At 67.5% G+C, this 13,265-nt stretch carries 12 protein-coding genes; 6 read left to right on the top strand and 6 right to left on the bottom strand.

All coding sequences use genetic code 11. The features are described 5' to 3' along the window. Positions 1 to 87 precede the first annotated feature (87 nt). From NRB20_RS24165 to NRB20_RS24145, 5 genes are all read left to right on the top strand, one after another. Positions 88 to 531: a MarR family winged helix-turn-helix transcriptional regulator gene (locus NRB20_RS24165; protein ID WP_153412854.1), complete on the top strand. Its 444-nt coding sequence runs from the start codon at positions 88 to 90 to the stop codon at positions 529 to 531. Next, positions 528 to 2,222 (top strand): MFS transporter, encoded by a 1,695-nt coding sequence (locus NRB20_RS24160; protein WP_153412853.1) that lies wholly within the window; start codon positions 528 to 530, stop codon positions 2,220 to 2,222. The genes NRB20_RS24165 and NRB20_RS24160 overlap by 4 nt, the downstream gene beginning before the upstream one ends. Positions 2,223 to 2,302: 80 nt before the next feature. After that, positions 2,303 to 3,277 carry an isopenicillin N synthase family dioxygenase gene (locus NRB20_RS24155; RefSeq protein ID WP_153412851.1) on the top strand — a complete coding sequence of 325 codons (975 nt, stop codon included), beginning with the start codon at positions 2,303 to 2,305 and terminating at the stop codon, positions 3,275 to 3,277. 88 nt (positions 3,278 to 3,365) lie between these two features. Beyond that, on the top strand, positions 3,366 to 4,298 hold the full coding sequence (locus NRB20_RS24150) for a LysR family transcriptional regulator (protein WP_153412849.1): 933 nt from the start codon (positions 3,366 to 3,368) through the stop codon (positions 4,296 to 4,298). Between the two features lie 153 nt (positions 4,299 to 4,451). Further along, positions 4,452 to 4,934: an acyl-CoA dehydrogenase family protein gene (locus tag NRB20_RS24145; protein WP_227833818.1), complete on the top strand. Its 483-nt coding sequence runs from the start codon at positions 4,452 to 4,454 to the stop codon at positions 4,932 to 4,934. A gap of 64 nt (positions 4,935 to 4,998) precedes the next feature. On the opposite strand, the gene NRB20_RS24140 is transcribed toward NRB20_RS24145, so the two are convergent. After that, entirely contained in the window at positions 4,999 to 5,559 is a 561-nt protein-coding gene (locus NRB20_RS24140) for a cupin domain-containing protein (RefSeq protein ID WP_153412847.1), read from the bottom strand. 180 nt (positions 5,560 to 5,739) lie between these two features. On the opposite strand from NRB20_RS24140, the gene NRB20_RS24135 reads away from it, so the two are divergent. Then, on the top strand, positions 5,740 to 6,651 hold the full coding sequence (locus tag NRB20_RS24135; protein WP_319945325.1) for a sigma-70 family RNA polymerase sigma factor: 912 nt from the start codon (positions 5,740 to 5,742) through the stop codon (positions 6,649 to 6,651). Between the two features lie 94 nt (positions 6,652 to 6,745). Here the strand turns inward: NRB20_RS24135 and NRB20_RS24130 are convergent, their stop codons facing one another. Genes NRB20_RS24130 through NRB20_RS24110 form a run of 5 tightly spaced genes read right to left on the bottom strand, consistent with a single transcriptional unit; the run spans position 6,746 to position 13,160 of the window. Next, entirely contained in the window at positions 6,746 to 8,215 is a 1,470-nt protein-coding gene (locus tag NRB20_RS24130) for an aldehyde dehydrogenase family protein (protein WP_153412845.1), read from the bottom strand. A 49-nt stretch (positions 8,216 to 8,264) separates the two neighbouring features. Then, positions 8,265 to 9,569 carry a homogentisate 1,2-dioxygenase gene (gene hmgA, locus NRB20_RS24125; protein WP_153412843.1) on the bottom strand — a complete coding sequence of 435 codons (1,305 nt, stop codon included), beginning with the start codon at positions 9,567 to 9,569 and terminating at the stop codon, positions 8,265 to 8,267. Next, entirely contained in the window at positions 9,566 to 10,636 is a 1,071-nt protein-coding gene (locus tag NRB20_RS24120) for a hypothetical protein (protein ID WP_319945324.1), read from the bottom strand. The genes hmgA and NRB20_RS24120 overlap by 4 nt, the downstream gene beginning before the upstream one ends. Positions 10,637 to 10,673: 37 nt before the next feature. Continuing rightward, on the bottom strand, positions 10,674 to 11,951 hold the full coding sequence (locus NRB20_RS24115) for an oxygenase MpaB family protein (RefSeq protein ID WP_153412841.1): 1,278 nt from the start codon (positions 11,949 to 11,951) through the stop codon (positions 10,674 to 10,676). A 60-nt stretch (positions 11,952 to 12,011) separates the two neighbouring features. Continuing rightward, positions 12,012 to 13,160, bottom strand: coding sequence for an alpha/beta hydrolase (locus tag NRB20_RS24110; protein WP_227833817.1), 1,149 nt, complete (start codon positions 13,158 to 13,160; stop codon positions 12,012 to 12,014). Between the last annotated feature and the right edge of the window lie 105 nt (positions 13,161 to 13,265).

Raw genomic sequence — 13,265 nt, 5'->3', positions numbered from 1 at the left:
CGAGTCGCTCACCACACGAACCCGCCCCCACCAGGATTTTCGCGGGAAAATTCTTCAACCCATATTTATCAGTCTATTGTTAGCATCATGGACGAGGGAGACGGCGCGGAGTTGTGCGGCGGGGCCGCTCGGCTGCGACTCGCGGTCGGACGGATCACGCGGCGGCTGCGACAGGGGCATGCGACGGGCGAGCTGACGCTGTCGGAGGCGTCGGTGCTGGCCCGGCTGGATCGGCAGGGGCCCGCGACACCGGGGGCGTTGGCCGAGTTGGAGCGGGTGCGGCCGCAGGCCATGGGGACGACGCTGGCCGCGTTGGAGGATCGCGGACTGGTCGCCCGGCGGCCCGACGCGCAGGACGGCCGCCGGGTGGTGATGTCGGCGACCGCCACCGGGCGCGGCATCCTGGACGATCGGCGTTCCGAGTCCACTCAGCGCATCAGTCAGGTACTCACCGCGGAGTTCACCACCGATGAGCGCCGCCGGTTGCTCGATGCGATCCCGCTGTTGGAGAGGCTTGCCGAAAGACTATGAGCACCACCGAATTACAGCGACCAGAAGTCGGCGGCCGGTACAAGTGGGTGGCGTTGTCGAACACCACCCTCGGTGTGCTCATCGCCTCGCTGGACGCCTCCATCGTCATCATCTCGCTCCCCGCGATCTTCCGGGGCATCGGCCTGGATCCGCTGGCGGCTGGCAATATCGGCTACCTGCTCTGGATGATCCTGGGCTACCTGCTGGTCTCGGCCGTCATGGTCGTCACGCTCGGCCGGTTCGGCGACATGTTCGGGCGGGTGCGGATCTACAACGCGGGGTTCGTGGTCTTCTCGCTCGCCTCACTGGCCCTGTCGATGGATCCGATGCACGGGTCCGGCGGGGCGATGTGGTTGATCGGGTGGCGGATGGTGCAGGCATTCGGCGGGGCCATGCTCACCGGTAATTCGGCGGCCATTCTGACCGACGCGTTTCCGGCCCGGCAGCGCGGAATGGCGTTGGGCGTCAACCAGATCACCGCGTTGGCCGGTCAGTTCCTGGGGCTGCTCGCCGGCGGTGTGCTGGCGGCGATCGACTGGCATGCGGTGTTCTGGGTGAGCGTTCCGGTCGGGATCGTGGGCACAGTGTGGTCGTATCGGAGTCTGCGGGAGATCGGCGCGCGGCAGCCCGCGCGGGTGGACTGGGCCGGTACCGCGACGTTCACCATCGGCACCAGCGTCATCCTGGCGGCCATCACCTACGGCATCCAGCCGTACGGGCGGCATGCGACCGGTTGGAGCAATCCGTGGGTGATCGCGGCGTTGACGACCGGGGTGGTGCTGCTGGGCGCGTTCTGCGTCATCGAGACCCGGGTGCGGCAGCCGATGTTCCAGCTCGGACTGTTCCGCATTCGCGCCTTCGCGGCGGGAAACCTTGCCGCGCTGCTGGTTTCGATCGCCCGCGGCGGCCTGCAATTCATGTTGATCATCTGGTTGCAGGGGATCTGGCTGCCGCTGCACGGCTACTCCTACGAGTCGACGCCGCTGTGGGCCGGGATCTACATGCTGCCGCTGACCGCCGGCTTCCTGCTCGCCGGGCCGCTGTGCGGATATCTGTCCGATCGTTACGGCGCAAGGCTTTTCGCGACCACCGGACTGCTCATCGTGGCCGCGTCGTTCCTCGGGTTGATCGCGTTGCCGGTGGTGTTCCCGTATCCGTTGTTCGCGCTGCTGATTCTGGCCAGCGGTTTCGGGCAGGGCATGTTCTCCGCGCCGAACACCTCCTCGATCATGAGCAGCGTGCCCGCCGCGCGACGCGGGGTGGCCTCGGGAATGCGTGCCACACTTCAGAATTCGGGTACCGCGCTGTCGATCGGGGTGTTCTTCTCGCTGATGATCAGCGGCCTGGCCTCGGGTCTGCCGCACGCGCTGTCGAGCGGGCTGCAATCGCACGGTGTGCCCGCGGGCACCGCCGATCAACTCGCCGCGTTGCCGCCGGTCAGCAGCCTGTTCTCGGCGTTCCTGGGTAACAACCCGATCGCGCACCTGCTCGGACCCGGCGTGTTGAACAGCCTGCCCCCGGCGAGCGCCGACGCGCTGACCGGGACGACGTTCTTCCCACAGCTGGTCTCCGGCCCGTTCCACCACGGTCTGGTGATCGTCTTCACCACCGCGGCGATCATGGCGCTGATCAGCGCGCTGGCCTCCCTGCTGCGCGGACGCCCGCCCGCCGCCCCGCACACCGCCGAATGAGGTCTGAAGAGTTTCTGTAATCGCGTATACAAGGCGCGCAGACGCGTGCGCGGGCCAGGCAGATCGGCGACAGTGGGCCTATGCTTCCTGTTCTCGATCTCGCCGACGCCGACACCGCGGAATTCCGCACGGCGCTGCTGGCCGCGACGCACGAGGCCGGATTCTTCTATCTGACCGGTCATGGTGTGCCGCAAGGGCAGATCGACGGGTTGCTCGCGGTGGCGCGGCGCTTCTTCGCGCTGCCGCAGAAGGCGAAACAGGAGATCAGCCAGTTGCGCAGTCCGCAGTTCCGCGGGTACTCGCGGCTGGGGGGCGAGCTCACCAATGGCGCGGTCGATTGGCGGGAGCAGGTCGATATCGGGCCCGAACGTCCCGTGGTGCCCGACGCGCAGGGCTACTGGCGGTTGCAGGGGCCGAATCTGTGGCCCACCGCGCTGCCGGAATTCCGTGTGGCACTGCGGGATTGGGATGACACCTTGGCGGCGGTCGGGCGGCGACTGTTGCGGCACTGGGCTGCCGCGCTGGGTGCGCGCGAGGATCTGTTCGACGCCGCGTTCGCCGATCGACCCGCGACGCTGATCAAGGTCGTGCGTTATCCGGGCAATGCCGACAACCCGCAGGGCGTTGGCGCGCACAAGGATTCGGGTGTGCTGACGCTGCTGCTGGTCGAACCGGAATCCCGGGGACTCCAGGTGGAGATCGAACCCGATCGCTGGCTCGATGTGCCACCGCTGCCTGGCGCTTTCATCGTCAACATCGGCGAGCTGCTCGAGGTCGCCACGAACGGATATCTGCGCGCGACCAGGCACCGGGTGATCGCGCCCGAACCCGGCACGGACCGCGTTTCGATCCCGTACTTCCTCAATCCCGGGCTCGACGCCCGCATCCCGATCGTGGACCTACCGCCCGAACTGGCGCCACACGCGCGTGGCGTTGAGACCGATCCGGACAACCCGATCTTCGACAGTTACGGCGAGAACGCCTGGAAGTCGCGGACCCGCGCACATCCGGATGTGGCGGCGCTGCACCACGGGATCGCGGGACCGGCGTACTGAGAATTGCTGGGACGCGTCCTCGAGGGTGGAAATTCTCGCGCTGATTACAACGATGGGCACGGCGGCGCGCGCGTCGTAGCGTGAGCGCATGTTCGATGTTCGCCGCCTGCGCGTGCTCGACGAGGTGGTTCGCTGCGGCTCACTCAGTGCCGCCGCGACCTCGCTCAGTTACACCACTTCGGCTATCTCCCAACAGGTTTCGGCGCTGGAACGAGAGCTGGGGGTGCCGCTGCTGGTGCGGGGGCCGATGGGCGCGCGGCCGACTCCGGCCGGGACCGAACTGCTCGCGCATGCCGGTGCGATCCTGACCGCGGTGAGCGCGGCGGAGCGAGCGGTGGCCGCGTTCGCGCCGGGTGGTTCGAGCGGGGTGCGGGTGGCCTCGTTCGCGAGTGCGGCGGCGATGATTCTGCCGCGCGCGCTGATGCGTTTCCGTACCGCGTTTCCCGGGGTGCCGGTGGAGCTGATCACCGCCGATCCCGACGACGGGGTCGCGCTGCTGGGGGACGGTAAGGCCGATCTGGCGCTGATCACCGAGGTGCCTGGGGAGCGGCCGCTGTATCCCGAGGTGGTCGCGATGCCGGTGTACGAGGACGAATTCTATGTGGTGCTGCCGCAACGACATCGGTTCGCCGGGGCCGCCGACGTTCCGCTCACCGCGTTGGCGCGGGAGCAGTGGATCATCAGCTCCGCGACCGGGCGCTGTCCCGATACCCGGGTGTTCCGCGGTGCGTGCCGACGCGCCGGATTCGTACCCACGGTGGCGTTCCGTTCCGAGGACTACGCGACCGTTCAGGGCATGGTCGGGGCGGGCATGGGCGTCTCGCTCGTCCCCTCTCTCGCCGTCTCCGCGACCCGGGAGGACGTCGCGATACGGCGTGTCGCCGGCCGCCGCCCGGCCCGCCGCATCGCCCTGGCCACCGCCACCACCCCGGCCCCTGGTTCGCCCCTCGCCGCATTCGCCGGACTGATCCGCACCGAAGGCACGCGGCTGCGCGATCAGGAACGCCTACAGCATTGCTGAACGCCCCTACAACATCCCTGCACACCCGTGTCGTCGACGGCCCGCCCGGCCTACGGTCGAACTCGACCAGAAGACCGAGAGTGATTCGCGCACAAGCAATTCCACCACTGAAAGCACAGCCCCAGGAAGTTCTGAAGACAGGAGCACAGTCACATGTCGAGTACCGAGATCGAGACTCCGCCACTGCTCGGCAGTGCCGAGGAAGCGTTGGCGGCGGCTGATGCGGTGGCGGCCCAGGTAGTGCGGGGCGCGGTGCGGCGGGAGTTGGAGGATGTGCCGCCGTTGGAGGAATTGCGGCTGGTGGCGGTGTCGGGACTGTTGGGGATCGGGGTGCCGAGCGAACACGGCGGACCGGATCTACCGTTGTCCGTGGTGGTGGAGGTGTTGCGGCGGCTCTCGCGGGCCGATTCGGCGGTCGGGCAGTTGCTGCTGTCACATTATGTTCTCGGACAAGGAATTCGGGGTCTGGGTCATACCGCACCGGCACCGCGGCTGTACGCGGACATTCTCGGCGGGGCACAATTGGGGAACGCCACCGCCGAACGTGGTACGCGGACTGCGGCCGAGCGAGTGCGGTCTCGGCCGTCACTCCCCCGGAGCAGCTCGAGGCGGTTCTCACCGCCTGGCAGGAGTTGAATACTGCTGTGCCACTGGCAATTTGACTGCGACACAGTGACTCCGAGGACGATGGGCGGCCGGATCACTCCTCCGGCTGGCTCTTGAAGACGTTGCTGGACAGGAATTCTTCCCTTTGGTCCTGCGGATTCAGCAGGGGGCGGGGGTCCGTGCCGCGTGCCTGTCGCCAGAGTGGGCTGTCGACGAAGTGGTTGTCGAATCTGTCCTGGGTGCTGAGGATTTCGGACGGGGCGGCCTGGCCTTTGCGGATTCGGTCGCCGAGGCGGAAGTAGTCGAAGCGTTCGATGCCGGGGGTGAAGATCACCAGGACGTCGGCGGGTGAATCGTCGGGGGCCGCCCATGCGTGTGTCATACCGGCGGGTACGAGCAGGAAATCTCCTTCGGAGATGTCGAGGATTTCCTGGCCGGCGAGCACTCGCAGTTGTCCGGCGAGCATGAAGAACAGTTCGGCCGAACCGGTGTGGAAGTGCGGCGGTGGGCCGTCGGTGCCCGCGGGGAGGTAAGCGCGGTTGCCGCTCAGGACGCCGCCGGTGGTGTCGTGGTCGGCGTAGAGACGCACGCCCATGGTGTCCAGGCGTTCGGCCTCGTCGTGGCGGACCAGTAGGGCGCGCTCGTCTGTCTTCATCGGAAATTCTCCTGCCGTCGGGCCGGGAACCGTTCTCCCGGATCACCACCACAGAGCCGCCTCGCACCCGATGCGTGACATCATGGGGTCAGATGTGATGCGCGACACATTTGCCGATCCCGCGTCACGCAACGCGGCGCACAACCCTCTTCGGTGAGGACGGGCGAGGAGAGGAATGTCGTGACGTACCGAGCACCGCACCGGGCCGACGACGAGGTCACCGAACGGTTTCTGAGCTATCGCGAACTGCTGTTCTCGGTGGTCTACAACATGCTGGGCAGCGTCGCGGACACCGAGGACGTGCTCCAGGAGGTGTGGCTGGCGTGGGCGGCGCGGCATCGCGACCCCGCCGCGCCGCCGATCGACAACGCCCGCGCCTACCTGGTCCGCGCCGCGGCGAATCAGGCGCTCGCCCGCCGGATCGAGGTGAGCCGCCGCCGTGAGACCTACGTCGGCCCGTGGCTGCCCGAGCCGATCGTCGCCGAGGCGGACGACGCCGCGAGCGCACTGGTGCGCAAGGAATCGCTGTCCACGGCGGTGCTGGTCGTGCTGGAGTCGCTGAGCCCGCTCGAGCGCGCGGTGTTCGTCCTGCACGACGTATTCGGCTTCCCGCACACCGAGATCGGCGACATCCTGGGCCGCACCCCCGCGGCCGTCCGCCAGACCGCGGCCCGTGCCCGCCGCCACCTGCACCGCCCGCAACCGCGCCGCCCCGCCGATCCGGAGGTCCGGACCCGGGTCACCGAGCGTTTCGCCGAGGCCGTTCTCGGTGGCGATATCCCGGCCCTGCTCGAGGTGCTGGCACCCGAGGTCACGCTGTGGACCGACAGCGGCGGTCGCGGTCCCGCGCGCAGCCTGCGGCCGGTGCACGGCCGGGACGCGGTGGCGGCGATCTTCACGGCCGTGGCCGCGGACCTGCCGTCCGGCGGCGTGGACATCCGCTACCGCTGGGTCGCCGGAGATCCGTGTGCCCTGGTGTTCTCCGGCGACAGTCCCCTCGCGGCCGTGGTGATCGAGCCCGATGCGGACGGCTCACGTATCGCCGCGATCTACTCGATCACGAACCCGGACAAACTCACCGGAGTCCGCTGAGAGCTGGAATCGGCCTGCGCTGCAACACTTCCGCAGCACAGACCGACTCCACGCACAACTCACACCTGTCGAGCCGGGAACCCAGCAGACTCGACTACAGCCCGATGTGAACCGTCTTCTCCTCGGTGTCCGCCTCGATCCCGCTGCGGCCGAGTTCGCGGCCGATGCCGCTGCCCGCACGACCACCCCATGGCAGCGCGGGATCCGGTACGCCCCAACCATTCACCCACACCGTGCCCACACGCAGTTGCTCGGTGACGGTGAGCGCGCGGGACAGGTCGCGGGTGTGGATCATGGCATTGAGGCCGTATTTGGTGGTGTTGGCGAGGTGGACGGCCTCCTCGGTGGTGGAGAAACCGATCACCGTGGCGACAGGACCGAAGATCTCCTCGCGGGCGATGGTCAGATCGTTGGTGCCGCGAAAGACGGTGGGCTGCATGAAGTATCCGGGCTGATCCAGGCGATTGCCGCCGGTGATCAGGTCCGCGCCTTCGTCCCGGCCGATGTCGACGTAACGCAGGATCTGGTCGAGCTGCCGGGCGTTCACGATGGTGCCCATGGTGCTGTCGGCGTCGAACGGATCACCCGGACGCGCCTGTTCCGCGGCCGCGACGAGCCCGTCCACCACCTGGTCCAGGATCGATTCGTGCACCAGCACCCGGGTTCCGGCCGCACAGACCTGACCCTGGTGATAGAAGTTGCCCATCGCGATCCAGGGCATCGCCTGTTCGAGGTCGCCGTCGGCGAAGATCAGTTGCGGCGCTTTACCTCCCAGCTCGAGCGTCACCTTGCGGAAGGTGTCCCCGGCCAGGCTCTGGATCTGGCGGCCCACTCGCGGGCTGCCGGTGAAGGAGATCTTGTCGATACCCGCGTGTCCGGCCAGCGCCGCACCCGCGACCTCACCGAGGCCGGGTACGACATTCACCACGCCGTCCGGAATGCCCGCTGCCGCAAGCAGTTCCGCGAGGCGCATGGTGGACAGCGAGGCGTCCTCGGCCGGTTTCACCACCGCGGTGCACCCGGCCGCCAGCGCCGGCGCGAGTTTCCACGCCGCGATGAGCACCGGGTTGTTCCACGGCGTGATCGCTCCCAGCACACCCAGCGGCTGCCGCAGGGTGTACCCGAATCGCTTCTGCGGACCGAAATCCGGTAGCAGCGCGGTGGTTCCGGTGACCTTGTCCGCCCATCCCGCGAAGTGCCGGAAAGCCTGTGCGGCACAGGGGATGTCACCGGCGACCGAATCGTGGAACAGTTTGCCCATCTCGATCGCCTCCAGGGCGGCGAGATTCTCCGCGTCCTGTTCGATCAGATCCGCCGCGCGCGTGAGGATCCGGCCGCGCTCGGCGCCGGACATGCGCGACCACTCCCCCTCCTCGAACTGGGTGCGGGCGGTGGCGACGGCGTCGTCCACGTCCTCGGGCTGGGCCGCGGCGATCGACAGCACCAGATCCCCGGTGGCCGGATTGTGGGATTCGTAGGTCTTTCGTTCCCGGGCCTCGAGGCTGCGGCCCCCGATGCGCAGCGTCGGATCGGGCAGTTCGTAGGTGGGACGGGTGGCGGTCATCTGGTGCTCCGGGGTTGCAGAGATAGAAAATGTTGTGGCAGTGAGTGATTCAGCTGAGCGGCTGGAAATGGCGACGCAGGCCCGCCCAGGACGCGTCGTAATCGCGCTGTCGATGCGGGGCCTCGAACGCGTGGTCGGTGACGATCAACGGCCACCGCGTTTCGAACATGAACGGCAGCGAGCCCTCCAGCTTCTGCGGCACGAGTTCGGCGGCACTGGCGTTCTCGAAGGTCTCGCGGTCCGGCCCGTGCGCGGCCCACATGTTGTGCAGACTCGCACCGCCCGGCACGAACCCCTCCGCCTTCGAATCGTGCACGCCGCGAACCAGTCCCATGAACTCGGTCATCACATTGCGATGGAAGTGCGGCGGCCGGAACGTGTGCTCGGGCACCATCCAGCGCGGCGGGAACGCGACGAAATCCACATTCGCCTGACCGGGCGTATCCGACGGCGAGGTCAGCACCGTGTACAGCGAGGGATCGGGATGGTCGTAGCCGACGGTGCCGAAGGCGTTGAAATCCGCCAGATCGTACAGATACGGCGCGTGCGACCCGTGCCAGGCGACCACGTCCAGGGGCGAGTGATCGTATTCGGCGGACCACAGATTCCCGCCGAACTTCTGCACCACCTCGACCCGATCCTCGATATCCTCGTACGCCGCAACCGGATAGCGGAAGTGCCGGGCGTGCGCCAGCGCGTTCGCGCCCAGCGGGCCGAGTTCGGGCAGCGTGAACGCACTGCCGTAGTTCTCGCAGATATACCCCGCCGCAACGGAATCGGTGATCTCGACCCGAAACCGCACCGAGCGCGGCACCACCGCGATCTGCCCGGGCGCGACGAGCAATCGGCCGAATTCGGTGTGCAGCAGGATATCCCCGTCCTGCGGGACGATCAGCAACTCACCGTCGGCATTGCCGAAGTACCGTTTCGACATCGACGCGGTCGCGCAGTACAGGTGGATCGCGATGCCCTGCCGTTGCAGCACATCGCCGTTCGCCGCGACGGTGTAGACACTGTCCAGGAAGTCGACCCCGGACCCGTTGCGCGGCATGGGATCCCAGCGCAACCGGTTCGGATCGGCCACACCCGGGAGCGGCGCGCTGTGGAACGTGCGGTTCCCGACGCGCTGGAACGGCGGATGCGCGGCCGAGGGCCGGATCCGGTACAGCCAGCTGCGCCGGTTCACCGTCCGCGGTTCGGTGAACGCGGTCCCCGACATCTGCTCGGCATACAAACCGTAGGGCGCACGCTGCGGGGAGTTCTGCCCGCGCGGCAGCGCACCCTCGATCGCCTCGGTCTGATGCTGATTGCCGAACCCGCTCAGATACACCGGATCCGCACTCGCAGCACTCATTTCAGCGCCACCAGCTCGTGCAGCGTGGTCCCGGTCCGCACGTCGGTGGCCCCGCCCTCGTGCAAGGTCAGCTCGAACGCGGACTGGAACCGGAAATACGCCGGATGCCCGATCGCCCGATACACCAGCGGTTTGATCAGCCGCGACCGCACGATCGGGAAGTCGTCGATGATGTCGTGCGCGTGGATGACCGATTCGACCGTCAGCCGCAATTCCAGCCGATCGGGCACCCGCAGCTCGATCCACTCCGGGTATTCCCGGCCCGCGACCGGATGAAATCGCTTGGGGCCCTCGGTGAGTACGGTCTCACCGGTCGAGAGCACGACCTCGCCGTTGCGCGCCAGCATCAGCGGCGCGATCTCGTGCGAGCCGCGCCGCGGCTGGGTCAGCACGTCGGCGAACAGCAGCGAGTACTCGTCGTCGTAGAGCCTGCCCCAGTGCCAGCGGTCGATGATCTTCTTCATATCGCCGACGCCCCAGTTGTGGTCGGCGTAGCCGCGCCCGTCGGCGTTCAGGACCGTATCGTCGATCCGCACGGTCCCGGTGACGCGGGCGCGGGGCCCACCGACCGCCCAGCCGAAGGAGTTCTGCGCGTCGAACCGCGTCTCCCCCTGCCCCGGCATCCAGCTCGGCAGTTCGTTGTGGAACCGCAGGTCGAACACGAGGCCGTCCTCGGCCAGATGCACGTGGTGCACCGGCAGGCCGTCGTCCCGGAATTCGGTGTGCGCGTGGTTGTCTCCGATCCGCACATCGAAGAAGTCGGTGCCGAAACTCGCAGCGTCGCGCGGATACCGCTTGGCCACCTGCCGCCGCGATCCGTCGGGACCGTAGACGATCAGCTCGACCCACGGCTTGGCCCCGGGCAGATCCTCGGGGCGGCGTTTGGTGAGGAAGCCGACCACCACGTGCCCGGTGTCCAGGCGGGCGTCGAAATACCAGTGCTCGAAGGCCAATTTGCTCGGCGAGGGATGTAATGCGTTGTGCCGCGGCTCGACCACGGTCAGCTCACCGTCCCGGCGGCCCGGGCCGTTCCACGCCTCGATGATGTCGGTAGTACTCGTGGTCACAGTGCTCACGGTCACTTTCGTTGGAAGAGAACGGGATTCATCGACGCAGTGCGCCGCTGGCGTCGAATTTCGCCTCGCGGCCCTGCATCTGGGCCCGGTACCAGTTCTCGCGGTGCCACAGCATCACCTTCTCGTGCTGTCGCGCGAAGGCCGGGCTCACCCGGCGGACCAGTTCCATGGCGGTGATCAGCGGGAAGCGGGCGATCGGGATGAGGATCCACGGAAACGCCGGCGGCATATGGTATTTGCGACGCGTGCCGGGCGCCATGTACATCGCCGAATACACCGAGTTGATCCGGAAGTTGTACATCTCGCGCAGCCGGGTCAGGCCGCGGTGCCCGTCGCGCGGGGCGAAGGCGGACGGATACGACTCGATCAGCTCCGCGCCGTGCTTGCCCGCGTCGTACGAACGCGACGCGATCGTCATCGCCAGCACCCGCAGCGAATCGGTCACCGTCTCCGGATACCAGCCCACCCGCACGCCGAGCAGATAGCCCATGTACTTCTGGAAGTGCAGCAGCGCACGGATTTCCGAGGGCGTGGTCTGATATCCCAACGCCCACAACCCGAGTCCGGGCGTCACGCTACCGGCCAGCAGCGTCAGCAGCTGATAGGTCTGGCTGATCGGCAGACCCCACCGCTCCATATCCCATTCGGGATGTTCGGCGACGCGCGCCCGCACCGAGACGTGCATGATGCGCACCTTCAACGCCGTCGCCCGACCCTGCGCACCGAGGGTGAGCAGGCCGCCGGGCTGGGACACGTCCATCCAGAAGCGGCAGGTCTCCAGGAACCGGCGCAGCGCGCTGTCCCCGGCATAACCACCGGCCAGCGACAGCGGGGTCGCCACGGCCGACTCGGTGTACATCTCCAGGGTCTCCGCACCGGCGAAGCTGAAAAGCATTGTGCCCCAACGTCGCCAGATGGCCGCGCCCTGTTCGACCAGTTCGGGGCGCACCCAGTCCGGGACGGTTTCGAACTCGGCGAACAGCTCGCGCATGGCGTCGGGCGCGTCGGGCACCGTGGCGATGCCGGTCGACAGCGCCTGATTGAGCATCTCGCGGCCGCGCACGGCCCCGGTCTCCCCGTGCATGACCTCCGCGACGAAACGTTCGGCGACCGGATCGCCGCTGAACAGATCCTCGCTCAGGATGCGCGCCTGCTCGTCGGTCGGGAACAGCGCACGGCGGGTGACCGACGCGAAGATCCGTTCGAGCCGCTGCACACCGGGCGTGCGCCGCGCCTCCCAGTATCGGAAGGCGCTCGGGCAGCGCGTCGGCTCACCGGCCCGTGCGGGCTGGGCCTGCACTGTCATCTGGTCCTCCTCGGAATTGGCTGTAACTTTTCTGGCTGGAATATCTTGGGCTGCTCGGTATTACGAGTTGAGTACGCGTTCGTCGAGCCAGGCGCGCAACCGGCGCACGATCGTCGGAATCCCCTCGGGCTGGTCGACCAGATAATGGTTGAGATCGGCCATCTCGATCAGTTCCGCGCCGGGATCCGCACTGGCGGCATGCATTTCGCGCGAATCGCTCACGAAGGCGGCCTGATCGCCGCGCAGGCACATCACCACCGTCGGCGCCTTCACCGAGGTGAGGTCCGTAAGTGCGTCCGCGCGTGAATGATTCACGCTCCACGAACTGAGCCAGCTACGCGCGGTGACGAACCGGGCCAACCCACCCGCCCCCTGATTGGCCACGCTCGGGTCGCCGTACATACTGCCCGGCTTCCGGTCGCTGGGGTCCAGCGTCGGGTCCACGAAACGCGGATCGGCGATGGTGCGGTGCACGACGCGTCCGGGATCCGCGCCGGGCCGATCCTTCGACAGTTCCAGCTGTTCCAACGCCCAGGCGTCGATGCGCTCGATCCGGCGATGCTGGGCCGCGCGGTATTCACGCACCCACTCCCGGTCCAGCGGCAGCGTGCGGGCCGGGTCGTAGAGGTCCAGGGCCGGATCGGTGCGATACGGATCGGATTCGTCCACCACGGCCGGATCGATCCAGTTCAGCAGCACCCGCGCGCGTCCGGCATGCGCGCCGACCAGCATCACCCCGTCCGCCGGAATCGAATCCCGAAGCGCCACAGCCTCACCCGTGGGCGTCTGCGTGATGGTCGGATTCTCCGCCTGCCCCTGATAGAACGACACCAGCGGCCCGCCACCGCTGAAACCCAGCAGCACCACATGCCGGAAACCGTGATGTTCCTTCAACCACCGCACGCCCGTGCCCAGATCCTCGGCGGCACGCTCCATCAGCAGCGCGGGCTCGTTGGACGAGTAGCGGGTGTTCATGGCCATGATCGGGATCCCGGCCGAGGCGAACGCGTCGAGCAGGAAATGCGACAGGAAATTCGACGCGGGATGCGCCATCAGCACCACGAGATCACGCGAGAAGCCCTGGGGCGTCACGAGATTGCCGTGCAGGGTCGGATAGTGACGGCTCAGTCCGGAGTGGATCTCCACCTTCCCGTCCTGCGCCGGGCGATACGGCATGCGCTGGAAGTGTTCTTCGACAGCTCCGGCCAACGTCGGCCTCCTGATCTGTGTCCCACCGAAAAATAACGATGCACGTCGGTGCGATCCGCATCGCAATCGCGGACCGTACTTTATAGTACGCACAGACGGTACACC

It is taken from the genome of Nocardia macrotermitis (assembly GCF_009604405.1).
In the GTDB taxonomy this organism is placed as follows: domain Bacteria; phylum Actinomycetota; class Actinomycetes; order Mycobacteriales; family Mycobacteriaceae; genus Nocardia; species Nocardia macrotermitis.
This window is presented reverse-complemented; position numbering and strand designations above follow the sequence as displayed.

Excerpts from the sequence above, each read along its gene's own strand:
- NRB20_RS24165 (WP_153412854.1), top strand. The coding sequence starts at position 88 with ATGGACGAGGGAGACGGCGCGGAGTTGTGCGGCGGGGCCGCTCGGCTG.
- NRB20_RS24160 (WP_153412853.1), top strand. The coding sequence starts at position 528 with ATGAGCACCACCGAATTACAGCGACCAGAAGTCGGCGGCCGGTACAAG.
- NRB20_RS24155 (WP_153412851.1), top strand. The coding sequence starts at position 2,303 with ATGCTTCCTGTTCTCGATCTCGCCGACGCCGACACCGCGGAATTCCGC.
- NRB20_RS24150 (WP_153412849.1), top strand. The coding sequence starts at position 3,366 with ATGTTCGATGTTCGCCGCCTGCGCGTGCTCGACGAGGTGGTTCGCTGC.
- NRB20_RS24145 (WP_227833818.1), top strand. The coding sequence starts at position 4,452 with ATGTCGAGTACCGAGATCGAGACTCCGCCACTGCTCGGCAGTGCCGAG.
- NRB20_RS24140 (WP_153412847.1), bottom strand. The coding sequence starts at position 5,559 with ATGAAGACAGACGAGCGCGCCCTACTGGTCCGCCACGACGAGGCCGAA.
- NRB20_RS24130 (WP_153412845.1), bottom strand. The coding sequence starts at position 8,215 with ATGACCGCCACCCGTCCCACCTACGAACTGCCCGATCCGACGCTGCGC.
- hmgA (WP_153412843.1), bottom strand. The coding sequence starts at position 9,569 with ATGAGTGCTGCGAGTGCGGATCCGGTGTATCTGAGCGGGTTCGGCAAT.
- NRB20_RS24115 (WP_153412841.1), bottom strand. The coding sequence starts at position 11,951 with ATGACAGTGCAGGCCCAGCCCGCACGGGCCGGTGAGCCGACGCGCTGC.